Annotated in this window: 21 protein-coding genes; 6 read left to right on the forward strand and 15 right to left on the reverse strand. The window is 68.1% G+C overall.

The window, feature by feature from the left end; all coding sequences use genetic code 11:
* Nucleotides 1-146 precede the first annotated feature (146 nt).
* Nucleotides 147-986, reverse strand: coding sequence for an AraC family transcriptional regulator (locus ACSFBM_RS20540; protein ID WP_435486026.1), 840 nt, complete (start codon nucleotides 984-986; stop codon nucleotides 147-149).
* 316 nt (nucleotides 987-1,302) lie between these two features.
* Between ACSFBM_RS20540 and ACSFBM_RS20545 the strand changes: the two genes are divergently transcribed.
* Nucleotides 1,303-3,012, forward strand: a complete 1,710-nt coding sequence (locus ACSFBM_RS20545) for an acyl-CoA dehydrogenase family protein (protein WP_435486027.1) — start codon at nucleotides 1,303-1,305, stop codon at nucleotides 3,010-3,012.
* Here the strand turns inward: ACSFBM_RS20545 and ACSFBM_RS20550 are convergent.
* From ACSFBM_RS20550 to ACSFBM_RS20570, 5 genes are all read right to left on the reverse strand, one after another.
* Nucleotides 3,009-3,485 carry a nucleoside deaminase gene (locus tag ACSFBM_RS20550; protein WP_435486028.1) on the reverse strand — a complete coding sequence of 159 codons (477 nt, stop codon included), beginning with the start codon at nucleotides 3,483-3,485 and terminating at the stop codon, nucleotides 3,009-3,011. The two genes, ACSFBM_RS20545 and ACSFBM_RS20550, sit on opposite strands and share 4 nt — an antisense overlap.
* Before the next feature lie 115 nt (nucleotides 3,486-3,600).
* Nucleotides 3,601-4,368 (reverse strand): ABC transporter permease, encoded by a 768-nt coding sequence (locus tag ACSFBM_RS20555; protein WP_435486029.1) that lies wholly within the window; start codon nucleotides 4,366-4,368, stop codon nucleotides 3,601-3,603.
* 9 nt (nucleotides 4,369-4,377) lie between these two features.
* A complete protein-coding gene (locus tag ACSFBM_RS20560) occupies nucleotides 4,378-5,235 on the reverse strand; it encodes an ABC transporter ATP-binding protein (protein WP_435486030.1) in 858 nt (285 codons plus the stop codon).
* Complete coding sequence (locus tag ACSFBM_RS20565; RefSeq protein WP_435441581.1) at nucleotides 5,235-6,266, reverse strand: ABC transporter substrate-binding protein; 1,032 nt, start codon at nucleotides 6,264-6,266, stop codon at nucleotides 5,235-5,237. The genes ACSFBM_RS20560 and ACSFBM_RS20565 overlap by 1 nt, the downstream gene beginning before the upstream one ends.
* Before the next feature lie 143 nt (nucleotides 6,267-6,409).
* Nucleotides 6,410-7,183, reverse strand: a complete 774-nt coding sequence (locus ACSFBM_RS20570) for an IclR family transcriptional regulator (protein WP_435486031.1) — start codon at nucleotides 7,181-7,183, stop codon at nucleotides 6,410-6,412.
* A 156-nt stretch (nucleotides 7,184-7,339) separates the two neighbouring features.
* On the opposite strand from ACSFBM_RS20570, the gene ACSFBM_RS20575 reads away from it, so the two are divergent.
* Genes ACSFBM_RS20575 through ACSFBM_RS20585 form a run of 3 tightly spaced genes read left to right on the forward strand, consistent with a single transcriptional unit; the run spans nucleotide 7,340 to nucleotide 10,929 of the window.
* Nucleotides 7,340-8,992, forward strand: coding sequence for an OPT/YSL family transporter (locus ACSFBM_RS20575; protein ID WP_435486032.1), 1,653 nt, complete (start codon nucleotides 7,340-7,342; stop codon nucleotides 8,990-8,992).
* Between the two features lie 44 nt (nucleotides 8,993-9,036).
* Nucleotides 9,037-10,107, forward strand: coding sequence for an S-methyl thiohydantoin desulfurase domain-containing protein (locus ACSFBM_RS20580; RefSeq protein ID WP_435486033.1), 1,071 nt, complete (start codon nucleotides 9,037-9,039; stop codon nucleotides 10,105-10,107).
* A gap of 30 nt (nucleotides 10,108-10,137) precedes the next feature.
* A complete protein-coding gene (locus tag ACSFBM_RS20585; RefSeq protein WP_435486034.1) occupies nucleotides 10,138-10,929 on the forward strand; it encodes an aspartate/glutamate racemase family protein in 792 nt (263 codons plus the stop codon).
* Between the two features lie 18 nt (nucleotides 10,930-10,947).
* Here the strand turns inward: ACSFBM_RS20585 and ACSFBM_RS20590 are convergent, their stop codons facing one another.
* Nucleotides 10,948-13,248 (reverse strand): NADP-dependent malic enzyme, encoded by a 2,301-nt coding sequence (locus ACSFBM_RS20590; RefSeq protein WP_435486035.1) that lies wholly within the window; start codon nucleotides 13,246-13,248, stop codon nucleotides 10,948-10,950.
* 207 nt (nucleotides 13,249-13,455) lie between these two features.
* Between ACSFBM_RS20590 and ACSFBM_RS20595 the strand changes: the two genes are divergently transcribed.
* A complete protein-coding gene (locus ACSFBM_RS20595) occupies nucleotides 13,456-14,793 on the forward strand; it encodes an NAD(P)/FAD-dependent oxidoreductase (protein WP_435486036.1) in 1,338 nt (445 codons plus the stop codon).
* A 14-nt stretch (nucleotides 14,794-14,807) separates the two neighbouring features.
* Here the strand turns inward: ACSFBM_RS20595 and ACSFBM_RS20600 are convergent, their stop codons facing one another.
* The 3 genes from ACSFBM_RS20600 to gcl are packed head-to-tail and all read right to left on the reverse strand — an operon-like array spanning nucleotide 14,808 to nucleotide 18,342.
* Complete coding sequence (locus tag ACSFBM_RS20600) at nucleotides 14,808-15,716, reverse strand: 2-hydroxy-3-oxopropionate reductase (protein ID WP_435486037.1); 909 nt, start codon at nucleotides 15,714-15,716, stop codon at nucleotides 14,808-14,810.
* Between the two features lie 23 nt (nucleotides 15,717-15,739).
* Nucleotides 15,740-16,537: a hydroxypyruvate isomerase gene (gene hyi / locus ACSFBM_RS20605; protein WP_435486038.1), complete on the reverse strand. Its 798-nt coding sequence runs from the start codon at nucleotides 16,535-16,537 to the stop codon at nucleotides 15,740-15,742.
* 11 nt (nucleotides 16,538-16,548) lie between these two features.
* The gene (gcl, locus tag ACSFBM_RS20610; RefSeq protein ID WP_435486039.1) at nucleotides 16,549-18,342 is read right to left on the reverse strand and encodes a glyoxylate carboligase; all 1,794 of its coding nucleotides are present in this window, start codon (nucleotides 18,340-18,342) and stop codon (nucleotides 16,549-16,551) included.
* A 112-nt stretch (nucleotides 18,343-18,454) separates the two neighbouring features.
* Between gcl and ACSFBM_RS20615 the strand changes: the two genes are divergently transcribed.
* On the forward strand, nucleotides 18,455-19,357 hold the full coding sequence (locus ACSFBM_RS20615) for a LysR family transcriptional regulator (protein ID WP_435441588.1): 903 nt from the start codon (nucleotides 18,455-18,457) through the stop codon (nucleotides 19,355-19,357).
* Between the two features lie 37 nt (nucleotides 19,358-19,394).
* On the opposite strand, the gene ACSFBM_RS20620 is transcribed toward ACSFBM_RS20615, so the two are convergent.
* The 5 genes from ACSFBM_RS20620 to ACSFBM_RS20640 all read right to left on the reverse strand — a co-directional run bounded on the left by ACSFBM_RS20620 (nucleotide 19,395) and on the right by ACSFBM_RS20640 (nucleotide 24,821).
* Nucleotides 19,395-20,918 carry a carotenoid oxygenase family protein gene (locus ACSFBM_RS20620; RefSeq protein WP_435486040.1) on the reverse strand — a complete coding sequence of 508 codons (1,524 nt, stop codon included), beginning with the start codon at nucleotides 20,916-20,918 and terminating at the stop codon, nucleotides 19,395-19,397.
* A gap of 11 nt (nucleotides 20,919-20,929) precedes the next feature.
* Complete coding sequence (locus ACSFBM_RS20625) at nucleotides 20,930-21,376, reverse strand: DUF2141 domain-containing protein (protein WP_435486041.1); 447 nt, start codon at nucleotides 21,374-21,376, stop codon at nucleotides 20,930-20,932.
* Nucleotides 21,377-21,523: 147 nt separating this feature from the next.
* A complete protein-coding gene (locus ACSFBM_RS20630) occupies nucleotides 21,524-22,672 on the reverse strand; it encodes an AI-2E family transporter (RefSeq protein ID WP_435486042.1) in 1,149 nt (382 codons plus the stop codon).
* Nucleotides 22,673-22,764: 92 nt separating this feature from the next.
* On the reverse strand, nucleotides 22,765-23,472 hold the full coding sequence (locus ACSFBM_RS20635; RefSeq protein ID WP_435441592.1) for a GntR family transcriptional regulator: 708 nt from the start codon (nucleotides 23,470-23,472) through the stop codon (nucleotides 22,765-22,767).
* A gap of 14 nt (nucleotides 23,473-23,486) precedes the next feature.
* Entirely contained in the window at nucleotides 23,487-24,821 is a 1,335-nt protein-coding gene (locus ACSFBM_RS20640; protein WP_435486043.1) for a C4-dicarboxylate transporter DctA, read from the reverse strand.
* Between the last annotated feature and the right edge of the window lie 132 nt (nucleotides 24,822-24,953).

The following is a 24,953-nucleotide window of genomic DNA, read 5'->3' on the forward strand; positions in this document are numbered from 1 at the left end:
TTGGCGCCGAAAAGGGCGTCGAAACTCTGTTGGGGTGCATCCCCGCGCAGGTGGCGCGGGCGCGCAGCGTGCCCTGCAGGGCCCTGCGGGAGCAAAAAAGGGGAAAGGTCTTCAACGCGCGGCGCGAGGGCCGCAGAAGCGGCCGCTCAGCAGGTCCGGGCGCGGACGTACTGCAGGGGCGTCATGCCGAAGGTGCGCTTGAAATGCCGGGTGAGGGCGCTCTGGTCGTAGAAGCCGCTGGCAACGGCGGCTTCGATCAGGGACCGGCCGGCCGTGAGTTGAGCGATGGCGCCCCTGAGCCGCAACTGCGTCAGGTAGGTGTGGGGCGTCAACCCGATGGTTCGGTTGAAGGCGCCGATCAGCTGGAACGGCGTGAGCGCGGCAGCCGAGGCCATCTGTTCGAGAGTCAGTCGCTCCGAGAAGGCGTCGTGCAGCAGTTCGAGCACGGGCGCCAGCACGCGGGCGTCCGCGGGCACCGGGAGCACGCGCTGCCCTGGCTGCGCGTGGTTCTGGAAGAGCGTGCCGAAGCTGTGGACGAACAGCTCCTGCTGGCGCAACGGGTCCCACTGCGTGCTGTTTCCGTCGAAGGCGCGGTGCAGTTCCAGGAAGCTGGCGATGAGCTCCGGGTCGCAGAAGACGTTCGCGCCGAAGTACCGGGTCTGGTCGATGCCCAGCGTGGTCATCAGGTGCCTGATGCCCGGCTCCGCCAGGTAGAAAGACCGGTACCGCCAGCGCGCGCTGCCGCCCATGCGACCCGAATGGGGTTCGGCCGGGTTGAACACGAGCAGCGCTTGCTCATGCGCAACGCCCGTTCGCCCGCGGCTCTTGAATTCAGACCCGCCGATTTCGGTGACCGCGATCACGAAGGAATGGTGCACGTGGGGCGCGTACTCGTGGGTCGTGAAGTCCGCGTGCAGCATGTCCATGCCCGGCAGGTCCGGCACATGCCAGTAGCGCGATGTGTTCAGCGGGTCCAGCTTGGCCAAGGAAGCCTCCGTGGGGATCAGCGGTTGCAACGCCCTGCGCGTCCGGCCGGTGGCATGGCACCTGAATGGTGAGCCCGGTGGCCGCGTGCTCGGCATCGTGTATTCCAAAGACTACATCGCGACAGGGTGGCAGGGGAGCCGCCGGATCGCTGCACCTCGGGCACGCAAAGGCTGTGCCATTGTGGCTGCTTCGGGAGGCGATGCGCGGGCCGGCAAAGAGCGACTACCGATTCACGGATCGCGAAGAAGGGTTCACCATGGCCACGGCGCAGCGTTGCACGGTGGGCCTGCAGCGCGGCCAGCCCAGGAGATCTTCATGAACATGCCTCTCGAAAGTACCGCACCGGCGTTGGCATTCTCTTCGCCCGAGGGCGTCGAAACGCACAAGGTCTTGAACCAGGCCCGGCCTTGCGTCGGCTACAACGCGTTCACCGGCGATGTGGCCCTGCGGGAACTCGTGGCGCGCCATGCGGCCTGGAGCACGCCCCACGCGACGCGCATTGGCGCATTGGCGGGCAACGAAGAGGTGCAGGATCTGGCCAGATTGGCCAACGAGCACAGCCCCCAGCTGCGCACGCACGACCGTTTCGGCAACCGCCTGGACTGGGTGGAGTTTCATCCCGCCTGGCATCAACTGATGGCGCTGGGCATCGGGCACGGCGTTGCCGGCCTGGCCTGGACCACCACCGAGCCGTCGGGCCACCTGGCACGCGCGGTGCTGAGCTACCTGTGGAACCAGGTCGAGAACGGCACCGCATGCCCCATGGGCATGGCGTACGCCGCCTGTGCAGGGTTTGCGCAGCGGCCTGAGTTTGCAGCTTGGCGGGACAAGACACTGTCCGTGCACTACGACCCCCGTCGGCTGCCGCTCTCGCAGAAAAAAGGTGCCGTCATCGGCTACGCCATGACCGAGAAACAAGGCGGCTCCGACCTGCGCCAGACCCAGACCACGGCCGTCTTCGCCGGCACCGAGGGCGGCGCGCGTGTCTACCAGGTGACGGGCCACAAGTGGTTCTTTTCGGTGCCCACGTCGGACGGCTTCTACACGCTGGCGCGAACCCCGTCCGGCGTGAGCTGCCTGTTCGTTCCGCGTTTCCTGCCGGACGGCAGTGCCAACCGCATTGCCGTACAGCGCCTGAAAGACAAGTGCGGCAATCGCTCCAATGCGTCGAGCGAGGTCGAATTCAACAAGACCTGGGCCATGCTGGTCGGAGAGGAGGGACGCGGTATCCGCGAGATCCTGTCGCACGCGCACCTGACCCGCATGGACTTCGCGGTGGGCTCGGCGGGTCTGATGCGCCAGGCGCTGACACTGGCGATCCATCACGCCTCGACACGCGACGGTTTCGGCCGCCGGATGGCCGACCTGCCGATGCAGACCAACGTGCTGGCCGACCTGGCGCTGGAAAGCGAAGCGGCCATGTGGTCGTCGATGCGCGTTGCACGGGCGACCGACAGCATGGCACTGGACGAACGGGAGCGGCTGCTCGCGCGCGTGGCGACGCCGGTGGTCAAGTATTGGAACTGCCAGCGTGCGACGTACTTCGTCTACGAAGCGCTGCAGGTCCACGGCGGCAACGGCTTCATCATGGAGAACCCCATCGCGCGGCTGTACCGCGAGGCGCCGCTCAACTCGATCTGGGAAGGCACGACGAACATGATGTGCATGGACGTGGTGCGTGCGCTCGACCGTGAAAAGGGTGCGCTCGACGTCTTTCTCGACGAAGTCTCCCAGCCGGGCGTTACCGATGCGGCGCATGCGAAGTTCATTGCCGGCTTGCGCGACGACCTGCACGCGGGCCCCGTCGACGAGGGCAATGCGCGCGCTGTGGTGACGCGCATGGCCCTGGCGCTGCAGGCGAGCGAGATGCTCCGGCACAGCGACGGCGCGGTTGCGGAGCGCTTTGCGGCGTCGCGACTGGGCGGGCAGCACGCCGGTGTCATGGGCACGCTGGCCGTCGGGTCGGACCTGCGCGACATCGTTGCGCGCGCCGACGTGAGCGCGGCGGCGCCCTCCGCGTTCTAGCGCTGGTCCCAGAACCCGCGGTGCGTGGCGATCATCTCGTCGGCCACTTCAGCCACCGGCCCGACCACCTCGATGTTCTTCTGGCCGCGCGCGAACACCTCGCGGCAGGGCAGGCTCAGCGTCGGGTTCTCGGGGTGGTCGCCGGTGAGCGCGAGCAGCGCCGACTCTTCCGCGCCGTAGACGATGCGCCCGATGTTCGCCCAGTAGCTGGTCCCCGCGCACATGGCGCAGGGCTCGAAGGTGGTCACCAGCGTGCATTGCCACAGGTACTCTGGCGGCCAGTTCAGAGCGGCGTGGCGCGCCAGCGTGGCCTCGGCGTGGTGCACCGTGTCGATGTTGCCCTGCTCGGCGAGGATGGTTTCGCCATCGGGCGCGACCAGCACGGCACCGAAAGGATGGCGGCCCATCGCCATCGCGCGGCGGGCCACCTCGTCGGCGCGACGCAGCGCGCGGATCGCTTGCGCCGGCGTCATGCCCGCATGTCCGTTCGGGGAACGCCGCGGAACCGGCTTTGCCGGGCCGCTGGTGTTGCCCCCGGCGAGGGGGTTGGCGAAGCGACACGAAGTGCGCGAAGACTGGGGGAGTGCTTCATGCTTGTGAGCCGCGGTGCGCCCAGCCGGTGGTGTGCTTCTCGATCACGCTGAAGAGCTCGTACATCAGCATGGCCATCGCGCCCACCACCATCAGGCCCGCGAAGGCCAGGCCCATCTGCATGGCCGAGCCGGCGGAAATCAGCAGGTAGCCGATGCCCTCGTTCGCGGCCGTCATTTCGCTTACCGTGGTGCCGACGAAGGCCAGCGTGATCGCGACCTTCAGCGAGCCGAAGAAGTAGGGCATGGAGCGCGGCAGGCCGATCTTCATGAGCACGTCCCAGCGCTTGGCGCCCAGCACGCGAAGCACGTCTTCGAGCTCGGGCTCGAGCGTGGCCAGGCCGGTCGCGATGTTGACCATGATCGGGAAGAAGCTGATCAGGAAGGCCGTGAGGATCGCCGGCCCCGCGCCAATGCCGAACCACACCACCAGGATGGGCACGAAGGCCGCCTTCGGCAGCGCGTTGAAGGCCGTCATGAGCGGATACACCGCCGCATACGCGATGCGCGAACTGCCGATGACGAAGCCCAGCAGCACGCCCACCACGATCGCCAGGCCGAAGCCCGCCATCGTGACCCAGAAAGTGCGCCATGCATGGCCCGCGATGATTTCCTTGTATTCCCAGAACTGGTTCCAGATGCGCAAGGGGCTCGGAAAGATGAAGTCCGAAACCTCGAAGCCCGCGCAGATCACTTGCCACAGCAGCAGCACCGCGACCAGCAGCAGCCAGGGCGACCAGCGTTCGATTTGCTTGGTGTTCTTCATGGCGCGACCTCAGTGAGACACCGCGGCGGCGGTCTGCGCGGCACTGATGCCGGTGTTGCGGATGGCGCCGATGTGGCTGCGCAGTTCGAGCACGATGTCGGTGAACTCCTTGGTGTAGGTGAGCTCCAGCTCGCGCGGGCGCGGCAGCTCGATGTCGCGCTTGACCACGAAGCGCCCCGGGCTCTTGCTCATCACATACACCGTGTCGGCCAGGAACACCGATTCGCGCAGGTCGTGCGTGACGAGGATCACGTTGAACTGCTGCTCGGTCCACAGGTCGCGCAGGATGCACCACAGCTCTTCGCGCGTGAACGCGTCGAGCGCGCCGAAGGGCTCGTCGAGCAGCAGCATCTTGGGTTCGTGGATGAGCGCGCGGCAGATGCTTGCGCGCTGCTGCATGCCGCCCGAGAGCTGCCACGGAAACTTGTCTTCATAGCCCGCAAGGCCCACCTTCTGCAGCAGCTTGCGCGCGCGCTCGACGTATTCCTTGCGCTTGGCCTTGAAGCTGGAGCGGTAGGGCTCCACGATTTCCAGCGGCAGCAGCACGTTGTCGACCGTGGTGCGCCACGGCAGCAGCGACGGCGCCTGGAAGGCCATGCCCGAGATCTTCAGCGGCCCGGTCACGGGCTGCCCGTCGATGCGGATCTTGCCCATCGAGGGCATCTTCAGCCCCGTGGTGAGCTTCATGAAGGTCGACTTGCCGCAGCCCGAGGGGCCGACGATGGCAATGAACTCGCCGCGCTTGACCTTCAGGTCGATGGCCTCGACCGCGAAGTGGTTCTCGCGCAGCAGTTCCTCGTTGTAGGCGAGCCAGACGTCCTGGAAGTCGACGAAAGGGGCGGCCGCTTGCGCTGCGTCGCTGGCCATCACTTCTTCAGGACGTTCAGTTCGGCCGCCGGCGGCAGCAGGGCCGCAGTCCACACCGCGTCGGGGCTCACGCGCGTCTTGGTGTTGAACGCGTCCGACACCTGCGAGGCCATCAGCGACATGCGGCCCGCGTTGACCGCGCCGAAGCCTTCGGCGCGCGCGTCGGCGCTGTTGATGACGGTGTCGATGGCGAGCTGCAGGCGGCGCGTTTCGAGCTTGCTGTCGATGATGCCGTCGCGCGCCTTCACCGACTCGATGGCCACGGCCGGGTTGGCAATGACTTCCTTCGCGCCCTTGGCGAAGGCCGAGAGGAACTTCTTCACCGCCTCGGGGTGCTCCTTGATGAGCTTGGGCGACGCGATGATCACGTTGCCGTACAGCTTCACGCCGTAGTCGGGGTAGGGGAGCACCACCACGTCGGCCGTCTTGGCGCCGCGCGCTTCCAGGTTGAGCAGCGAGGTGAAGGTGAAGCCGGTGATGGCGTCGACGTCGCCGCGCATCAGCATGGTTTCGCGCAGCGTCGGGTCCATGGCGGTCCAGTTGACGGCGCCGATGTTGTTGGCCTTGGCAAAGATCGGGAAGGCACGGCGGCCCGCGTCGAACACCGGCGCGCCGAGCTTCTTGCCCGTGAGGTCGGCGGGCTTGGTGATGCCGCTCTTCTTGAGCGCCATGACCGAGGCGGGCGTGTTGTTGTAGACCATCATCACCGCGACCGGCTTGTTAGGGCTGTCGGGGTTGTTGGCGTGGAACTCCATCAGCGCCGCGAGGTCGGCAAAGCCCATGTCGTAGGCGCCCGAGGCCACCCGCGTGACCGTGCCGCCCGAGCCATTGCCCGCGTCGATGCTCACGTCGAGGCCGGCTGCCTTGAAGTAGCCCTTAGCGGCGGGGTGCAGGAACAGCGCGGCCGGTCCTTCGAAGCGCCAGTCGAGCTGGAACTTGATCGGCGTCGGGGCCTGGGCAAAGGCCGACGTGAGGCCGAAGCTGAGGGCCGAGGCGGCGAGGAAGGACTGGAGCAGGTGGCGCTTGTTCATGCGGGATCGATCCGTGAAAGGTGAATGCAAGGTAGGTCTTCCGCATTCAAGCAAAAACGGTGCCCGCACGTGATTGGTGCGAACCCTTCCTGCGAATCATGGTGGTGCGCTATTGGCACCTTTCGTGGGAAATCCCTTTGATTTCAGGGGTTTGTCGCACCAAAACCAAGCCAATACGGATCGCCCACGCTCTTTCCGACGCCTGCCGCGGCGTCGCGCACGATGGCGCCGAAGCGATCGATCAGCGCCTGCGTCAGCAGCTCGGCAGGGATGGCCAGGCCGAAGGCGTAGGTCTGGCGCGTGGCCGCATCGAACACCGCCGACGAGATGCCGGCCACATTGGTCACGTACTCGCCGCGCGACAGCGCCCAGCCAGTCTCGCGGATGACGGCCAAGCGCGCGAGCAGTTCCTTGCGGGTCTTCGGTGCGTCGCCGCGGCCCTTGTCGAGTTGCAGGCCGAGCAACGCGGCCACCTCGCCGTCGTCCAGGCGGGCCAGCAGCGCGCGGCCCATGGCGCTCGAGTAGGCCGGCGCACGGCTGCCCGGTGGCGTGTAGATCTGCAGCGCACCGGTGCCGGTGCGCATCTGGATCACCAGCGTGTCGGTGCCATCGAGCACGTTGACGTAGCCGGTGAAGCCGGTTTCGCGCACCAGCGCGTCGAGCGCTTCCTCCACCAGCGAGGCGGCGTTGCGCGAGGCACGGAAGTGGTACGAGGCTTCCATGATCACGCCGCCCGGGCGGTAGGCCCGCGTGGCGGGGTCGCGGTCGAGAAAGCCATAGCCGGCCATCATGCTGAGCGTGCGCGAGGCGGAACTCTTGGGCAGGCCCAGCTCGGTCACCACGTCCGTCACCGTGATGTCGCGGCGCAGCCGCGCAATCAGCTTCAGGACGTCCATGGCGTTGGCGAGAGTGCTCATATTTTGGGGTGGTGGCGGTTGGCGATCATAGGTTCGACGCGCCGGGCGGCGACCCGATCCGGGTGAAACCGGCCTTGACAGCGCATCGAGCGGTTCTATCATTGGTTCAGTTTTATTGGATTGAGTTCCATAAAATGGAACTACAAAGGAATGACCATGAACCATGAGGTGACGGCGGCCGCACCGCTGCAGGCCGACAGTGCCGCCCCTGCGCAAGCGCAGCAACACGCCGAACTGCACCCGAAGGCCTTGGCCCCGGCCAACCTGATCCTCACCGTGGTGCTGAGCGTGTTCGGCGCCATCGTCGGCATCCAGATGCTGGCGAGCCTGGGCATCACGCCAAGCACCTCGCTGATCGGCGCACTGGCGGCCATGACGCTGGCGCGCGTGCCGCTGGCCATGTTCCGCGGCTTCCGCTCGGTGCACGCGCAGAACCTGGCGCAGACCAGCATCTCGTCGGCCACCTTCGGTGCGGCCAACAGCCTGTTCCTGCCGATCGGCATCCCGTTCCTGTTCGGGCTGCCCGACATGGTGGTGCCGATGCTCGTCGGCGTGAGCCTGGCGATGCTGCTGGACGCCTGGCTGCTCTACCGCATGTTCGACACGCCCGCTTTCCCCGCGAAGAACCCATGGCCGCTGGGCATTGCGGCCGCCGAGGCCATCAAGGCGGGCGACGGCGGCGGCAAGCAGGCCTGGCTGCTGCTGGGCGGCCTGGCCACGGGCGTGGCGGGCGCGGTGTTCAAGCTGCCGATGTCGGCCTTCGGCGTGGCGCTGATCGGCGGGCTGGGCGCGATGATCGCCTTCGGCGTCGGCCTGCTGGTGCGCGGGTATTCGGCGCCGCTGTTCGGGCTGGACATCGGCGCGCTCTACGTGCCGCACGGGATGATGATCGGCGCGGGCATCGTGGCGCTGGTGCAGGTGGGACGCGTGGTGCTGAAGAAGCGCGGTGCCACGCCGGGTGCTTCGGCCTCGTTCGCCGCGCAAGAGGCCCGCGGCGCCACCGCGCTCGGCCGCTCGCTGCGCCTGGGCAGCGTCGGTTACCTCGCCATCATGGTGCTGCTGGCCGTGGGCACGGGCGTGTACACGGGCATGTCGCCCGGCATGCTGGTGTGCTTCGTCGTCTACGGCACCTTTGCGGCCTTCGTGCACGAGCTGATCGTGGGCATTGCGGCCATGCACTCGGGCTGGTTCCCAGCCTTCGCGGTGGCGCTGATCTCGCTGCTGGTCGGCATCCTCATCGGCTTTCCGCCCGAGGCGCTGGTGGTGCTGGCGGGCTTCTCCGCCGCCACCGGCCCTGCCTTCGCCGACATGGGCTACGACCTGAAGGCCGGGCACATCCTGCGCGGCGAGACCTCCGGCACGCCCTTCGAAACCGAGGGTCGGCGCGAACAGATGATCGCCGGCATGGTGGGCTTCGCGGTGGCCATCGTCGTGGTCGCCTGCACGTACAGCATGTTCTTCGCCAACCACCAGACGGCGCCCATCAACGCAGCCTACGTGGCCGCCATCAAGGCCGGCATCTCGGGCGACACCGCGCGCAACCTCGCGCTGTGGGCCGTGCCGGGCGCCGTGCTGCAGATACTCGGCGGCGCGCGCCAGCAACTCGGCGTGCTGTTCGCCACCGGCCTGCTCATCGCCAGCCCGATGGCCGGCTGGATGGTCGCGGCCGGCATCGCCTGCCGCCTGGTCGCGCACCGTGTGCTGGGCGTTTCCGCGCGCGAAAAGCTCGAGGTGTTCGCTGGCGGCGTGATTGCCGGCGACGCGCTCTACAGCTTTTTTTCCGGCGTCCTGAAGAGCGTTCGCAAGTAGCCCCCTCCCGCTTTCTTTTCATCACACACAGGAACAACGCATCCATGAAACGCAATCTGACAAGCGACGACATCCGCGCGGCCATCTGGGGCGGCGCCATCCTGGGCGGCGGCGGCGGCGGACTCATCGCCTCCGGCGAGCGTGCCGCGCGGCTGGCGCTGCAGGTGGGCACGCCGCAGCTGTGGAGCGTGGACGAGTTCGACCCGTCCGCGCTCACCGCCACCATGGCGCTCGTGGGTGCCCCGGCCGCGCCCGATCCGCACGTGCAGCCCGCGCACCTGCTGCGTACGCTGGAGCTGCTGCGCCGCGAACTGCCCACGGGCCGCAAGCTGGTCGGCCTGCACGCCAACGAGAACGGCGCCGAGACCACGGTCAACGGCTGGTTCCATGCCGCCATGAGCGGCCTGCCGGTGATCGACCTGGCCTGCAACGGCCGCGCGCACCCCTCGAGCGTGATGGGTGCGCTGGGCCTGCACACCGAGCCGGACTACCTCTCGGTGCAGGCCTATGCTGGCGGCGAATCGAACCGCTACGTAGAGGGCGTGGTCTCGGGCCGGCTGGAGCAGACTTCCGCCGTGGTGCGCCGCGCGTCAGTGGAAGCGGGCGGCCTGGTGGCTGTGGCGCGCAACCCGGTGAACGTGGGCTATGCCTGCCAGCACGGCGCGCCGGGCGCCATCAGCCATGCCATTGCGCTGGGCCAGGCGTATCTGGACGGCGGCGTCGATGCCGTGGTGAATTCGCTGCACGGGCGCATCGTGGCCGAGGGCACGGTGCGCAGCTATCGCTGCGAGCAGCAGGAAGGCTTGGACGTGGGCATCGTCGAGCTCGACGACCCGGTGCGCACCACGCTGCGCTTCATCAACGAGTACATGCTGCTGGAACAGGAAGGACAGCGCATCGCGCGCTTCCCCGACCTGGTGATGACCTTCTCGGACGAGGGCAAGCCGGTGGTGTCGGCCCACGTGCGCGAAGGCGCGAAGCTGCGCGTGCTGGTGGCGCCGCGCGCGCGGCTGCTGCTGTCGCGCACGATGTTCATGCCGGAGCTCTACCGGCCACTGGAAAAGTCGCTGGGCGAGGCCTTCGCGCCCGAAAACGACGAAGAAGCGCTGGCCTGAGCGCTGCAACCCCCACAAGGAGAAGCCGCCATGACACTGCGCGTGCGATGGATCCGGACGGTCGGCAACGACACCTACAACGAGCGCTTCGCCCGTGAATTCGCCGAGGTGAAGAACCCCGGCACCGAGGTCGAGGTGGTCTCGTTGCGCAACGCCTCGGTGCGTCACCACGTCGAGTACCAGAGCTACGAGGCGCTGCTGGGCGCCGACATCGTGCGAGTGGTGCGCGACGCCGCCGTCAAGCGCTTCGACGCCGTGGTGCTCGGCTGCTTCTACGATCCGGTGCTGGTCGAGGCCCGCGAGATCTCGAGCGAGACGGTGGTGGTCGCGCCGTGCCAGGCCTCCTTCGAGGTGGCATCGAACCTGGCGCAGAAGGTGTCGGTGATCGTGGGGCGCCGCAAGTGGGTGCCGCGCATCGAGTCGCGCGTGCGCGAGTACGGCCATGGGCACCTGCTGGCCTCGTGCCGCGCGCTGCAGTTGGGCGTGGAAGACTTCCAGCGCGATCGTGACGACACGGTGCGCCGCATGATCGAACAGGGTCGCCGCGCCATCGACGAAGACGGCGCCGAGGCGCTCATCCTCGGCTGCACGCTGGAGTTCGGCTTCTACCGCCAGCTGCAGGACGTGCTGGGCGCGCCGGTGATCGACTGGGCGCTGGCTGCCTTCAAGCGCGCCGAGGCGCTGGCCGACACCAGGCAGCGCTTCGACTGGAAGCCCAGCCGCGTCGGCGGCAGCGAGCCGCCGCCGGAAAACGAGGAGCTGCTGGCATGGAAGGTGTTCGACCCGGCCGATGTGCCGATGGCCTCACCGTTCCACGCCTGAGCCTGCCGTTCCCGCCGCTTACTTGTCGACCGTCACCTTCGCCACCGCCAGCGCCGTCATGTTGATGATGCGGCGCACCGTCGACGACGGCGTCAGCACGTGCGCCGAGCTGGCCGCGCCCAGCAGCACCGGGCCCACCGTGATGCCGTTGGCACCGGTCATCTTCAGCACGTTGTAGAGGATGTGCGCCGAATCCAGGTTCGGGCACACCAGCAGGTTGGCCTCGCCGCTGAGCGTGGTCTCGGGCAGGGCGGTGCGGCGGACGTCTTCGGACAGGGCCGCGTCGCCGTGCATCTCGCCGTCGCATTCGATGTCGGGCGCCATCTGCGCGAACAGGTCGCGCGCCAGGCGCATCTTGCGCGCCGACCCGCGGCTGGAGGTGCCGTAGTTCGAGTGCGACAGGAAGGCCACCTTCGGCGGCAGGCCGAAGCGGCGCACCTCATCGGCGGCCATCACCGCGATGCTGGCCAGCATCTCGGCGGTCGGGTCTTCGTTCACGTTGGTGTCGGTGATGAACACGGTGCGCTTGTCCAGCGTCAGCGCGTTCAGCGTGGCGAAGCCCGGCGCGCCGCGCTTCAGGCCGATCAGGTTGCGGATGTGCTCCAGGTGCACGTCGAAGCGCCCGACCAGGCCGCAGATCATGGCGTCGGCATCGCCCAGGTGCAGCATCAGCGCGGCAATGGTGGTGTTGGAGCGGCGCACCATGGTCTTGGCGGCCTCCGGCGTCACGCCGCGGCGGCCCATGAGCTTGTGATAGCTCTCCCAGTAGGTGCGAAAGCGCGGATCGTCCTCGGGGTTCACGATCTCGAAGTCGGTGCCCACGCGGATGTGCAGGCCGGCCTTCTGGATGCGCGCCTCGATCACGGCCGGGCGGCCCACCAGGATGGGCTTGGCCAGGCCTTCGTCCACGGCCCACTGGGCGGCGCGCAGCACGCGCTCGTCTTCACCTTCGGCGTAGGCCACGCGCTTGGCGGTGGCCAGCTTGGCGGCGGTGAACACCGGGCGCATGAACATGCCGGTCTGGTAGACGAAGCGCGTCAGGTGCTGGCGGTAGGCCTCCATGTCCTCGATCGGGCGGGTCGCCACGCCCGACGCGGCGGCAGCCCTGGCCACGGCCGGCGCAATGCGCAGGATCAGCCGCGAATCGAAGGGCTTCGGAATGATGTAGTCGGGGCCGAAGGCCAGCTCCTGGCCGGCGTAGGCGGTGGCCACCTCTTCGCTGATGTCGGCCTTGGTCAGGTCGGCGATCTCGCGCACGCAGGCCAGCTTCATTTCTTCCGTGATCTTGGTGGCGCCGCAATCGAGCGCGCCGCGGAAGATGTACGGGAAGCACAGCACGTTGTTGACCTGGTTCGGGTAGTCCGAACGGCCCGTGGCGATGATGCAGTCGGGCCGCACGGCCTTGGCCAGCTCGGGGCGAATTTCGGGCTCGGGGTTGGCCAGCGCCAGGATGATGGGCTGCGTGCCCATGGTCTTGACCATCTCGGCGCTCATGACACCGGGTGCCGAGCAGCCCAGGAACACATCGGCGTCCTTGACCACGTCGGCCAAGGTGCGGGCGCCGGTGTCTTGCTGGGCGTAGCGTGCCTTCGATTCGTCGAAGCCGCCCGCGCGGCCCGCATAGATCAGGCCCTTGGAGTCGCAGGCGTAGATGTTGGCGGGCTTGGCGCCCAGGCCGACCATCACGTCCAGGCAGGCGATGGCGGCGGCGCCGGCGCCCGACACGGCGATCTTCACGTCCTCGATCTTCTTGCCGACCAGCTCCAGCCCGTTGAGGAGGGCTGCGGCCGAGATGATGGCCGTGCCGTGCTGGTCGTCATGGAACACCGGAATGTTCATGCGCTCGCGCAGCTTCTTCTCGATGTAGAAGCACTCGGGCGCCTTGATGTCTTCGAGGTTGATGCCGCCCAGCGTGGGCTCCAGCGCCGCGATGATCTCAACCAGCTTGTCGGGGTCGTTCTCGGCCAGCTCGATGTCGAACACGTCGATGCCGGCGAATTTCTTGAACAGGCAGCCCTTGCCTTCCATCACCGGCTTGGCGGCCAGCGGGCCGATGTTGCCCAGGCCCAGCACGGCCGTGCCGTTGGTGATGACACCCACCAGGTTGCCGCGCGCCGTGTATTCGGTCGCCAGCGAGGGGTCGGCCGCGATGTCGAGGCAGGGATAGGCCACGCCCGGCGAATAGGCCAGCGACAGGTCGCGCTGGTTCAGCAGGGGCTTGGTCGGGGTGATCGAGATCTTGCCCTTGACGGGCGAGCGGTGGTATTCGCGCGCTGCCTCGCGAAGTGCTTCTTCTGCGGGGGAAAGGGGTGCAGCCATGAAAGTCTCCTTGGTTCGGACGGGCAACGAGGCTACCGCAAAAGCGCGGCTTGTTCTTACGGGGGAAATGCCGAAAACGCCTGAACCCATCGCATGCGCGGGACAGGACGGCCGGTTCGCTAAACTTCGCGACTGTTAACCATAGCCAATCAAGGTTAACAAGGCCATGTCAACCGACACTACAAAACGACAACGGAGGGGCAGCGCATGAGTACAAGACCTTTCACCACCACCGACCCCGACGTCGTGGTCATCGGCGGCGGCCCTTCGGGCTCCACCGTGGCCGCGCTGCTGGCGGACAAGGGGCACGACGTGGTGCTGATCGAGAAAGCGCAGCATCCGCGCTTTCACATCGGCGAGTCGCTGCTGCCCATGAACATGCCGCTGTTCGACCGCCTGGGCGTGCGCACCGAGGTGGAGGCCATCGGCATCAGAAAGCACGGCGCTGAGTTCGTCTCGCCCTGGCACGACCACACCAGCCATTTCGACTTCGGCCAGGCGATGGACAAGAGCTTTCCGTACGCGGTGCACGTGCGCCGCTCGGAATTCGACGAGCTGCTGTTCCGCCACGCCGGCAAGCGCGGCGCGCGCACCTTCGAGGGGCAGCGCGTCACGGGCGTGGACATGGACGCGGGCAAGGGCACGCCGGACAACCGGCCGGCCGTGAAGGTCAGGGCCGACGACGGTACCGAGACCGCCTGGCGTCCGCGCTTCGTGATCGACGCCAGCGGGCGCGACACGCTGCTGTCGAACCAGTTCGACGTGAAGCAGCGCAACCGCAAGCACGCCAGCGCCGCCCTGTACGGCCACTTTGCCAATGCCGAGCGCCGGCCGGGCCGCTTCGAGGGCAACATTTCGCTGTTCTGGTTCGACCATGGCTGGTTCTGGTACATCCCGCTCAAGGACGGCACGGTGAGCGTGGGCGCGGTGGCGTCGCCCGCCTACTTCAAGCGCCGCAAGGGCTCGCTGGAAGACTTCCTGATGGAAACCATCGCGCTCGCGCCCAAGCTGGCCGCGCGCCTTGCGAACGCCACGCTGATGGAGGGCGCCACCTCCACCGGCAACTACGCCTACGACTCCAAGTTCTGCCGCGGCGACCGCTTCATGATGGTCGGCGACGCCTACGCCTTCGTCGACCCGATGTTCTCCTCGGGCGTGTACCTGGCGATGAACAGCGGCTTCGAGGCCGCCACCGCCGCCGACCACTGGCTCAAGGGCGAGGCGAAGGAGGCCGAGCGCGCCTTCCGCCATTACGAGAAGGTCATGAAGCACGGGCCGAAGATGTTCTCGTGGTTCATCTACCGCATCACCTCGCCGGCCATCCGTCGCCTGTTCATGGCGCCGCGCAACGTCTGGCGCATGCAGGAGGCGCTGCTGTCCATCCTGGCCGGCGACCTGTTCCGCGACACGCCCATCGGGCCGCGCTTCTGGGGCTTCAAGGTGACGTACTACGCGTCGTGCCTGGGCATCCTGCCGCAGGCCGTGAAGACCTGGGCATGGCGCCGGCGCAACCTGAAAGAGTCGCTGGACGCAGCCAAGACCTGAGCACAGCCCGGTGTTCAGTCGGGGGTGACCGTGTGCTGTGCCAGCGCCTCCAGCGCGCGCACCAGCGCCGAGTGGTCCAGCTGGCCGTAGCCCAGCGCCGCGCATGCGTTCATCAGCTGCGCGGCCCCCGCCGTCTGCGGCAGCGACACGCCCAGCGTGCGTGCGCTCTGCATTGCCAGGTTCAGGTCTTTCTGGTGCAGCGAAATGCGGAACCCCGGCGCAAAGGTGCGCTTGATCATGCGTTCGCCGTGCACTTCGAGGATGCGCGAGCTCGCGAAGCCGCCCATCAGCGCCTGGCGCACGCGCGCCGGATCGGCGCCGGCCTTCGAGGCGAACACCAGCGCCTCGCTCACGGCCGCGATGTTCAGCGCCACGATGATCTGATTGGCCACCTTGCACACCTGCCCGTCGCCCACGCCGCCCACCAGCGTCACGTTCTTGCCCATGCGCTCGAGCAGCGGCTTCACGCGCTCAAAGCTGCCTTCATCGCCGCCGCACATGATGGTCAGGCTCGCGGCCTTGGCGCCCACCTCGCCGCCCGACACCGGTGCGTCGACGTAGCCGGCGCCCGCGGCGGCGATGCGGCGTGCGAAGTCCTTCGTGGCGATCGGGTCGATCGAGCTGCAGTCCACCACGATCTTGCCGCTCGAGCCCTTCAGGCCAGCGGCCACGCCGTCCTTGCCCGGCTCGCCGAACAGCACCTTCTCCACGTCGGGCGTGTCGGGCACCATGATGAAGACGATGTCCGACTGGCGCGTGACCTCGGCGGCCGAGGCGCAGATGGTGGCCTTCGACACGAAGGGCTCCGGCGTGTTGCCGTGGGTGTTCACGAACAGCTGGTGGCCCGCGTCGAGCAGGTGGCCCGCCATGGGTGCGCCCATGATGCCGAGGCCGATGAATCCGATTTTCTGTTGCGTTGTCATGTCTGCGTTTCCTTGTCCGGTGCTTATTGCGGTTGCTGTTGTCCTGCCGTGAGCGCTTCACGCCAGCCGAGGCCGTCGACGGTGCCGCTGCGGGGCTTGTATTCGCAGCCGATCCAGCCGTCGTAGCCCAGCGCGTCGATGTGCTGGAACAGCCACGGGTAGTTGATCTCGCCCGTGCCCGGCTCGCCGCGGCCGGGGTTGTCGGCCAGCTGGATGTGGCCGATGCGCGCCAGGTGCCTGGCGAGCGTGTTGCCCAGCTCGCCTTCCATGCGCTGTGCGTGGTAGATGTCGTACTGCACGCGCAGGTTGGCCGAGCCGACCTCGTCGATCAGCGCCAGCGCCTGATCGGTGCGCGTGAGAAAGAAGCCGGGAATGTCGAAGGTGTTGATCGGCTCGATGAGCAGGCGCAGGCCCGCCGCTTCCAGCTCTCGCGCGGCAATGCGCAGGTTCCCGACCACCGTGCGGTGCGCCGCTTCCGCGCTCACGCCCGCGGGCACCTTGCCCACCAGGCAGTTCACCTGCGGGCAGCCGAGCGCGCTGGCGTAGTCGATCGCCATGCCGATGCCTTCGATGAATTCGCCCGTGCGCTCGGGATGGCAGGCGATGCCTCGCTCGCCCTGGTCCCAGTCGCCGGCCGGCAGGTTGTGCAGCACCTGCTGCAGGCCGTTGGCACGCAGGGCGGCGGCGAGTTCCTTCTTGTCGAAAGCATAGGGAAAGAGGTACTCCACGCCCTTGAAGCCCGCGCAGGCGGCGGCCTCGAAGCGTTGCATGAAGGGCAGCTCGGTGAAGAGCATCGTGAGGTTGGCTGCGAACTTGGGCATGTCTTTCCTTCTCAATCGAGCATGGCCACCGCGAGGGCCGTGGGTGCGTCGGCCGTGCTCTCGGCCAGCGGTTCGAATTCGTTGATGGCGTCGATCTCGGTGCCCATCGCGATGTTGGTCACGCGCTCCAGCATCACCTCGATGACCACGGGCACGCTGAACTCGGCCATCAGCGCCTCGGCGCGGGCGATGGCGGGCGCCATCTCGTCCTGCTTGCGAACGCGGATCGCCTTGCAGCCCAGTCCTTCGACCACCTTCATGTGGTCCACGCCGTAGCTGCGCTCGATGCCGCTGTCGGGCGCCGCGTTGATGTTGTCGAACGCCAGCTGCACGCAGTAGTCCATCTCGAAGCCGCGCTGCGCCTGGCGGATGAGCCCGAGGTAGGAGTTGTTGACCACGATGTGCAGGTACGGCAGCTTGAACTGCGCACCCACGGCCAGCTCCTCGATCATGAACTGGAAGTCGTAGTCGCCCGAGAGCGCGACGATCTTGCGCGTGGGGTCTGCAGCGCGCACGCCCAGCGCGGCGGGAATGGTCCAGCCCAGCGGGCCGGCCTGGCCGCAGTTGATCCAGTGGCGCGGGTTGTACACGTGCAGGAACTGCGCCGCCGCGATCTGCGACAGGCCGATGGTGCTTACGTAGCAGGTGTCGCGCTCCAGGTGGTTGTTCATGCACTGGTACACGCGCTGCGGCTTCATGGGCACGTCGGCGAAGTTGGTCTTGCGCAGCATCGTCTTCTTGCGGTCGCGGCATTCGCCGGCCCATGCTGTGCGCGACGGCAGCTTGCCCGCGGCCTTCATTTCCTCGGCCACCTGCACGAACAGCTCGAGCGCGGCCTTGGCGTCCGACACGATGCCGAAGTCGGGCGTGAACACCCGGCCGATCTGCGTGGGCTCGATGTCCACGTGCACGAAGGTGCGGCCCTTGGTGTAGACCTCGACCGAGCCGGTGTGGCGGTTGGCCCAGCGGTTGCCGATGCCCAGCACGAAGTCGCTCGCCAGCATCGTCGCATTGCCGTAGCGGTGGCTGGTCTGCAGGCCGCACATGCCGGCCATCAGCGGATGGTCGTCGGGTATCGCGCCCCAGGCCATCAGCGTGGGAATCACCGGCACGCCGGTGGCCTCGGCAAAGCGCACCAGCAGGTCGGCCGCGTCGGCGTTGATGACGCCGCCGCCGGCCACGATCAGCGGGCGCTCGGCCGCGTTCAGCATGCCCAGGGCCTTCTCGATCTGGCCTCGCGTGGCTGCGGGCTTGTAGGGCACCAGCGGCTGGTAGGCGTCGATGTCGAACTCGATCTGCGCCATCTGCACGTCGAAGGGCAGGTCGACCAGCACCGGGCCCGGGCGGCCCGAGCGCATCAAATGAAAGGCCTGCTGGAACACCTGCGGCACCTGGCCGGGCTCGCGCACCGTGACCGACCACTTGGTGACCGGCTTGGAGATCGACTCGATGTCCACCGCCTGGAAGTCTTCCTTGTACAGGCGCGCACGCGGCGCCTGGCCGGTGATGCACAGGATGGGAATGGAGTCGGCCCAGGCCGAGTACAGGCCCGTGATCATGTCGGTGCCCGCCGGGCCCGAGGTGCCGATGCACACGCCGATGTTGCCGGCCACGGCCCGCGTGTAGCCCTCGGCCATGTGCGAGGCGCCCTCCACGTGGCGCGCGAGGATGTGCGCGATGCTGCCGCGCTGGCGCAGCGCGGAATACAACGGGTTGATCGCCGCGCCCGGCACACCGAAGGCCTGCGTCACGCCTTCCTTTTCCATCACCAGCACCGCGGCCTGGACCGCTGTCATCTTTGCCATTTGCATGTCTCCTTGAGGTGGGCCCACTGTAGGAAGCGGGGCGTGTTCGAAGAAGACGGCTGGAGGCCATAAAACCTATTCCGCCATGGAATAACTGGCTACGATCCGGCCCATGGACAGATTGTTGGCAATGGAAATGTTCGTGCGCGTGGTCGAGACCGGGAGCTTCTCGAAGGCGGCGCGCGAGTTCAACACCACGCAGCCCACCGTGACCAAGCAGGTCGCGGCCACGGAAGCGCGGCTGAAGGTGCGCCTGCTCAACCGCAACACGCGCGGCGTGAGCCTCACGGAGCCCGGCGCGCTGTACTACGAGAAGTGCAAGACCATCGTGCGCGATGCCGAGGAGGCCGAGAGCATCGTGCAGCTGCGCCAGAACCAGGCGCAGGGCCTGCTGCGCGTGGGCACCTCGGTGGCCTTCGGGCGGCGCGTGGTGGTGCCGCTGGCGCTGGAATACATGCAAAGGCACCCGCAGGTGCAGCTCGACCTGAGCTTCGAGGACCGCTACGTGGACCTGATCGCGCAGGGCATCGACATCGCGATCCGCATGGGCAAGCTGGCCGATTCGTCGCTGGGCGCGCGCTACCTGGGCGCCAACCCGTGGGTCATGGTCGCCTCGCCGGCCTACCTGAAGAAGCACGGCACGCCCAGGCGCGCACAGGACCTGGGCGCGCATGTGGCGCTGATCTACAGCAGCGTGGTGGGCGACGAGTTCTGGCGCATGCACACGCCCAAGGGCGACCCGGTGACGGTGCCGGTGTCGGGCCGCTTCCGCTCGAACAACCTGTCGGCGGTGCTGGCTGCGACGCGCGACGGCCTGGGCATTGCGTTGATGCCACGCTACGTGGCGAGCGAGTCGCTGGCCACGGGCAAGGTGCGCGAGGTGCTCGGCGACCACGCGCTGCCCGAGCAGGAGATCCACGCCGTTTTTCCTTCTCCCAAGCTGGTGCCGGGCAAGGTGTCGGGCTTCGTGGCCTTCCTGCAGGGGCGCTTCGACGAAGGCTGGTGGGCCGCCTGAGGGCGCGCCACCTTCGCTCCCTCTCCCTCCCTCTCGTTCAGGCCGGCACGAAGGCGCCGTGCAGGCCCAGCGGCAGTGTGTAAGGCAGCGTGGCCTGCGCCACCGGACCGGCCCCGAGCTGATCTGCGGCGAAGCACGACAGCACCGTCTTCTGCCGGCCGAAGTCGAGCACCGTGCCCAGCACCCACCCCGGCTTCGGGCCGTCCGGCACGAAGACATGCTCTTCCACGATCGCCTGCGCGCCGTAGCTGAAGCGCTGGCTGCGGCCGGTCTCGACGTCGGTGCGTGCGACCGCGCCGAATCCCGGCAGGTCGCGCCGTATCTGCGTGGCGTGAACCACCTGGCGATGGCGCAGGCCCACGCGGCGCGGATCGATGCGCGGAAACTCGGCCTCCTGCGCCAGGGCCGTCTGCGTGCCCGTACCCGTGGCCAGGTTCAGCGTGGCGACGGTCAGGTGCGGGTCGGTGCTCTTCACGCGGCGCGCGCGCATCACCTCGCGGTTCGTCGTGAACACCGTGTCGGCGTTGTCCGAGCGCACATAGTCGACGTGGATCAAGGTGCCGCGCGGCGTCTCTTCTTCCCAGGCGTTGCCCACGTGGAACAGGAAGCCGGTCGGCAGCGCCAGCATCTGGCGCTTGTCCCAGTTCTGCTTGTCGACCACCAGCGCGCGCATGCCCAGCTCGGGCCGCCACACGTGGGCGTCCAGAAAGCTCGCGCCGGCCTCCTTGCGCTTGCCGTCGTACACCAGCGGCGGCATCAGGAACACCAGGTGCCGTTCCGTCACGGCGAAGTCGTGGACCATCGGCATGTCGGCCACAGGCACCACCGCCGCGCGGCGCAGCGTGCCCTCGGGCGCGATCTCGTACAGCGCCAGCAGGCCCTGGCCCGAGCTGACGCCGAAGTTCCACACCGTGCCGTCCGGGTCCACCTTCGGGTGCGCCGAAAAAGGCATGCCCGCGAGGTCGGCGCGCCAGGTCTTCACGCCCAGCGTGTCCAGCGTGCGCGCATCCACACGGGTGGCCGAGCCGCCTTCCCACAGCGCCAGCAACTCGCCCTGCAGCGGCAGCACGCTGGTGTTGGCCACATTGATGCTGTCAGCCGAGGTCGGCGGCTCGACGCCCGGCGGCATGGTGCCGAAGGCTTCCATCAGGCGGCGGCCGGCCTGCACCTCGGCCGTGCGCTTGGGCGTGGCGACATAGCGGCCCTGGTGGCGCACGTCGGCACCGTCGATCACGAAGCGATGCACCATGCCGTCGCCGTCGAACCAGTGGTGGTAGCGCTCGCCGCCCAGGTCGTGGCCCGCGGGCCCGATGCGAAACAGCGTGCCGGCCACCGCGTCGGGGAAGCGCCCGCGCACCGTGGCGCGGGTCAGCGGCAGGTCGCCCGGGGGCGTGGCGAAGGCGGTCTTCCAGGGCGCGCCTGCGGCTTCGAACTGGGCCTGCCAGTTGTCAGTGCCTTCGGAGCCGGCAGCGCGCGCCAGAGAGGCCAAGGGGCTCAAGGGGCCCAGCAGCGGCAGGGCGCCGGCAGTGGCGAGCAGGCGCAGGAGTTCGCGGCGTTCCATGGCGGGCTCCTTCAGCGCAGGTGAATGACGGTCTGCAGGTCGGCGTCGACGCTGAACGCCGCGGCCTCGAAGTCGGGCGGGGCGCGGTTGCCCTTGGCGTCGTTGGAGAAGCCGTAGCGCTCCGTCGGCATGCCCATGAGGTTGGTGTCCAGCTTGCCGTTGCCGTTCTCGTCGGCGAACACCCGCAGCGCGTAGCGCCCCGGTGCCAGCCCCGCGAACACCAGCCGGGCCTTGCCGCCCTGCATGGGCGCGGTCTGCGATGCCACGGCCTTGCTGGCGGTGTAGCCGGCGGCGTCGTTGTAGAGCGCGACGTAGAGCGTGGCTTCCGCCGCCGGGCCGTCGGCGACGCTCAGGCTCAGGTCGGCAGCCAGGGCCCCGAGTGGCGCCAGCGGGACCAGGGCCGCGGCGGTGCACAGGGCGCGCACGGCCGGGCGGGACAGGAGAGAGAAAACATGCATGGCGGGCCTTTTCGGAAGTTGGAGGCCCGACGATCCCGCAGGTCGGCTGCAGAGCCCAGTGCCATGCGACGAAGCGCCGGAATGGGTGCGCCAAGTGCGCAAGGTGCGCGCGGGCGGGAACCGGGCGGGCCGGCGCCCGCCGGGGCGTCAGCCCTTCTTGCGGTCCTGGGCGCCTTGCTGCCCGTGCCTTGCGTGTTCGGCGGCTTCGGGCGTCGGCTGCGGCGCGTCGAGGCTCTCGTGCCCGTTGCCCACGTGCCCGGAGTCCACGAACAGGCTCCACGCCGCCATGAACAGCGCCGCGATCACCGGCCCGATCACGAAGCCGTTGATGCCGAAGATCGCCATGCCGCCGATGGTCGACATCAGCACGATGTAGTCGGGCATCTGCGTGTCCTTGCCCACCAGCAGCGGGCGCAGGATGTTGTCGACCAGCCCGATCACGAACACGCCCACGAAGATCAGCACGCCGCCTTGCCAGAAATGCCCGGTGGCCAGGAAGTAGATGGCCACCGGCCCCCAGATCAGGGCCGCGCCCACGGCCGGCAGCAGCGAAAGAAACGCCATCAGCACCGCCCACAGCAGCGCGCCCTGCACCCCCAGGAACCAGAAGGCCAGCCCGCCGATGGTGCCCTGCGCGATGGCCACGGCCACGTTGCCCTTCACGGTGGCGCGGATCACGGTGGTGAACTTGTTCAGCAGGTAGTGCGTGTGCGGCTTGGCCAGCGGCACGGCGTCGCGCATGGTCTTGGACAGCGTGGCGCCGTCACGCACCAGGAAGTACAGCAGGTACAGCATCACGAAGAAGCTGACCACGAAGTCGAAGGTGTTCTGCCCGATGGTGAGCGCCTGGCTTGCCACCACCTGGCTGCCCTGCGCGGCACCGGCCGAGATGCGCGCCTGCCATGCGGCCATGTCGCCCAGGTTGAAGCGCTCCACCAGGTTCAGCAGCCACTGCGGCGCCGCGTCCAGGATCTGCTGGAAGTAGGCCGCGAAGTTGATCTGGCCCGAGCGGATGTTCTGCGTGACCAGCGCCACCTCCTGTACCAGCGACACGCCGATCATGGCCAGCGGCAGGATCACGATGAACAGGCAGATCGCCAGCGTGGACAGTGCGGCGGCGTTGGGCTTGCCGCGCATCTTGCGCAGCAGCCACTTGTACAGCGGCGTGAACAGGATCGCCAGCGCCACGCCCCAGAGCACTGCCCCGAAGAACGGCAGGAGCACCCAGATGAAGGCACCAGTGACAGCGGCGAGAAGGGCGAGGAAGACGCCGCGCTGGAGTTGGGGAGAGTTCATATGTGACTCGGACTGTAGCCGAGCCGGTAAGCGGCAACGTGTCAGCGGGCGCGCCCTGGTGCGGCGAGTTCCGGCGCCTTCCGGCGCCGACGTCAGCGCTTCGCGCGCGGCAGCGCCACGGGCGCCAGCGTGGCGCGCAGCCGGCTCGGCGCGTCGGGCTCGGCGGCGGCGTCGACCTCGAGCGCGCGCTCCACGTTGCCGATGTGCGCCAGCATCAGCTGGCGGGCCTTGCCGGTGTCGCCCTCTTCGAGCGCCTCGACGATGGCGCCGTGCTCCGCGCACGACTGCCAGGCCTCGTGCGTCGACTGGTACAGCGTGGCGGCCAGCGTGGTGCGCGCCGTGAGGTCGCGCAGCACGTCCACCAGCAGCTGGTGCCCCATCTGCTCGGCCAGGCACACATGGAAATCGGCCAGCAGGAAGGCGCGCGTGGCGGCATCGGCGCCGTCGATGGCGCGCTGCTCGTCGGCGATGTGGTCGCGCAGCGTGCGGATCACCTTGGCCAGCGGCCGCCCCTCGCTCGCGGCCAGGATGCCGGCCTCGACGATGCGCCGCGCCGAGAACGCGTCGCGCGCCTCTTCGGCCGAAGGCTCCACCACGTACCAGCCGCGGCGCGACTGCACCTCCACGAAGCCGCGCGCCTGCAGCTGCATCAGCGCCTCGCGCACCATGGTGCGGCTCACCGAGAAGTTCTCGGCCAGCGCCTGCTCGCCGAGCCGCTCACCCGGTGCGAGCTTCTGCGCGAGGATGGCCTCGACCACGCGTTCGGCAATGGCGGTGGGGCTGACGTCGGCGGCAGGCATGGGCAGGGGGCGGTTCAATGGGCGCTGGAGGCTGGGGCGGTGCCGGTGTTCAGCACGACGGCATCGGCCAGCGGTTCGTCGTCGGGGGAATAGCGCCCGTCGAGCACTGCGTGCGCGCGCTCGCGGTCGATGTCGCCTTCCCACGCTGCGATGGCCACCGTGGCCACGCAGTTGCCGATCAGGTTGCCCAGCGCGCGGGCGATGCCCATGAACCAGTCCACCGACAGCACGAGCACCAGCCCGATGGCCGGAATCGCCGGAATGGCGTGCAGCGTGGCCGCCAGCACCACGATGGCGGAGCCCGGCACGCCGTGCGCGCCCTTGGAGGTGACCAGCGCAATCGCAAGAATGGTCAGCAGGTCGGCCATCGAGATCGGCGTGTTGGTGGCCTGCGCGATGAACACGGCCGCCAGCGTGATGTAGATCGAGAACGCGTCGAGGTTGAAGGAGTAGCCCGTCGGAATCACCAGCCCCACCGTCGAGTCGCGGATGCCCATGCGGCGCAGCTTGGCCATGATCTGCGGCAGCACGCTGTCCGACGAGGTGGTGGCGAACACGATGGTGAGCTCCTCGCGCAGGTAGCGCAGCAGCTTGATCAGGCTGAAGCCCGACAGGCGCATCACCAGGCCGAGCACCACGAACACGAAGATCAGCACCGCGCCGTAGAACAGCGCCACCAGCATGCCCAGCTGCTTGAGCGAGCCGACGCCGTACTGCCCCACCGTGAAGGCGATGGCCCCCAGCACGCCCAGCGGCGCCAGCTTGATGATGATCCCCATGATCTTGAACAGCACCAGCGAGGTTGCGTCGATCACCGCCGCCACGGGCTTGCCGCGCTCGCCCAGCAGCGTGAGCGCGCAGCCGAACAGCACCGCGAACAGCAGCACCTGCAGCACGTCACCGGTGGCGAAGGCGTTCACCACCGTGGTGGGAATGAGCTTCATCAGGAAGTCGACCGTGCCGCCGCTGGTGAGCTTGTCGGCGTTCGACGCATAGGCGCTCATCGCGGCCGGGTCGAGCTTGGCCGGGTCGACGTTCATGCCCGCGCCGGGCTGGAACACGAAGGCCAGCACCAGGCCCATGGCCAGGGCGATGGTGGTCAGCACCTCGAAGTAGATCAGCGCCTTCACACCCACCCGGCCCACGCGCTTGAGGTCGCCCGCGCCGGCAATGCCGTGCACCACCACGCAGAACACCAGCACCGGAATGATCATCTTGATCAGCTTGATGAACCCGTCACCCAGCGGCTTGAGCTTGACGGCGTACTCGGGGGCGAACAGCCCCGCGAGCACGCCCAGCACCAGCGCGATGACCACCTGACCGAAAAGCGATTTGGCGAAGCGAGGCATGGGGGCTCCTGTTGTCCGTGTTGTCAAGGTTTGCATGCAAGCAACGCCTTGTCTTGCATACAAGAAATGTAGGCAAGAAGACTTCGGGGCCGGAAGAGGGTATTCCCGGTGCGCCGGCTGCCGGCTACGGGG

It is taken from the genome of Variovorax pasteuri (assembly GCF_051216435.1).
Classification (GTDB): domain Bacteria; phylum Pseudomonadota; class Gammaproteobacteria; order Burkholderiales; family Burkholderiaceae_C; genus Variovorax.

Coding starts and splice junctions, on each gene's coding strand:
- hyi (WP_435486038.1), bottom strand. CDS start 16,537: ATGCCCAAGTTCGCAGCCAACCTCACGATGCTCTTCACCGAGCTGCCC.
- gcl (WP_435486039.1), bottom strand. CDS start 18,342: ATGGCAAAGATGACAGCGGTCCAGGCCGCGGTGCTGGTGATGGAAAAG.
- ACSFBM_RS20560 (WP_435486030.1), bottom strand. CDS start 5,235: ATGGCCAGCGACGCAGCGCAAGCGGCCGCCCCTTTCGTCGACTTCCAG.
- ACSFBM_RS20550 (WP_435486028.1), bottom strand. CDS start 3,485: ATGACGCCGGCGCAAGCGATCCGCGCGCTGCGTCGCGCCGACGAGGTG.
- ACSFBM_RS20620 (WP_435486040.1), bottom strand. CDS start 20,918: ATGGAACGCCGCGAACTCCTGCGCCTGCTCGCCACTGCCGGCGCCCTG.
- ACSFBM_RS20615 (WP_435441588.1), top strand. CDS start 18,455: ATGGACAGATTGTTGGCAATGGAAATGTTCGTGCGCGTGGTCGAGACC.
- ACSFBM_RS20565 (WP_435441581.1), bottom strand. CDS start 6,266: ATGAACAAGCGCCACCTGCTCCAGTCCTTCCTCGCCGCCTCGGCCCTC.
- ACSFBM_RS20585 (WP_435486034.1), top strand. CDS start 10,138: ATGACACTGCGCGTGCGATGGATCCGGACGGTCGGCAACGACACCTAC.
- ACSFBM_RS20545 (WP_435486027.1), top strand. CDS start 1,303: ATGAACATGCCTCTCGAAAGTACCGCACCGGCGTTGGCATTCTCTTCG.
- ACSFBM_RS20580 (WP_435486033.1), top strand. CDS start 9,037: ATGAAACGCAATCTGACAAGCGACGACATCCGCGCGGCCATCTGGGGC.
- ACSFBM_RS20595 (WP_435486036.1), top strand. CDS start 13,456: ATGAGTACAAGACCTTTCACCACCACCGACCCCGACGTCGTGGTCATC.
- ACSFBM_RS20555 (WP_435486029.1), bottom strand. CDS start 4,368: ATGAAGAACACCAAGCAAATCGAACGCTGGTCGCCCTGGCTGCTGCTG.
- ACSFBM_RS20570 (WP_435486031.1), bottom strand. CDS start 7,183: ATGAGCACTCTCGCCAACGCCATGGACGTCCTGAAGCTGATTGCGCGG.
- ACSFBM_RS20625 (WP_435486041.1), bottom strand. CDS start 21,376: ATGCATGTTTTCTCTCTCCTGTCCCGCCCGGCCGTGCGCGCCCTGTGC.
- ACSFBM_RS20630 (WP_435486042.1), bottom strand. CDS start 22,672: ATGAACTCTCCCCAACTCCAGCGCGGCGTCTTCCTCGCCCTTCTCGCC.
- ACSFBM_RS20590 (WP_435486035.1), bottom strand. CDS start 13,248: ATGGCTGCACCCCTTTCCCCCGCAGAAGAAGCACTTCGCGAGGCAGCG.
- ACSFBM_RS20600 (WP_435486037.1), bottom strand. CDS start 15,716: ATGACAACGCAACAGAAAATCGGATTCATCGGCCTCGGCATCATGGGC.
- ACSFBM_RS20575 (WP_435486032.1), top strand. CDS start 7,340: ATGAACCATGAGGTGACGGCGGCCGCACCGCTGCAGGCCGACAGTGCC.
- ACSFBM_RS20635 (WP_435441592.1), bottom strand. CDS start 23,472: ATGCCTGCCGCCGACGTCAGCCCCACCGCCATTGCCGAACGCGTGGTC.
- ACSFBM_RS20640 (WP_435486043.1), bottom strand. CDS start 24,821: ATGCCTCGCTTCGCCAAATCGCTTTTCGGTCAGGTGGTCATCGCGCTG.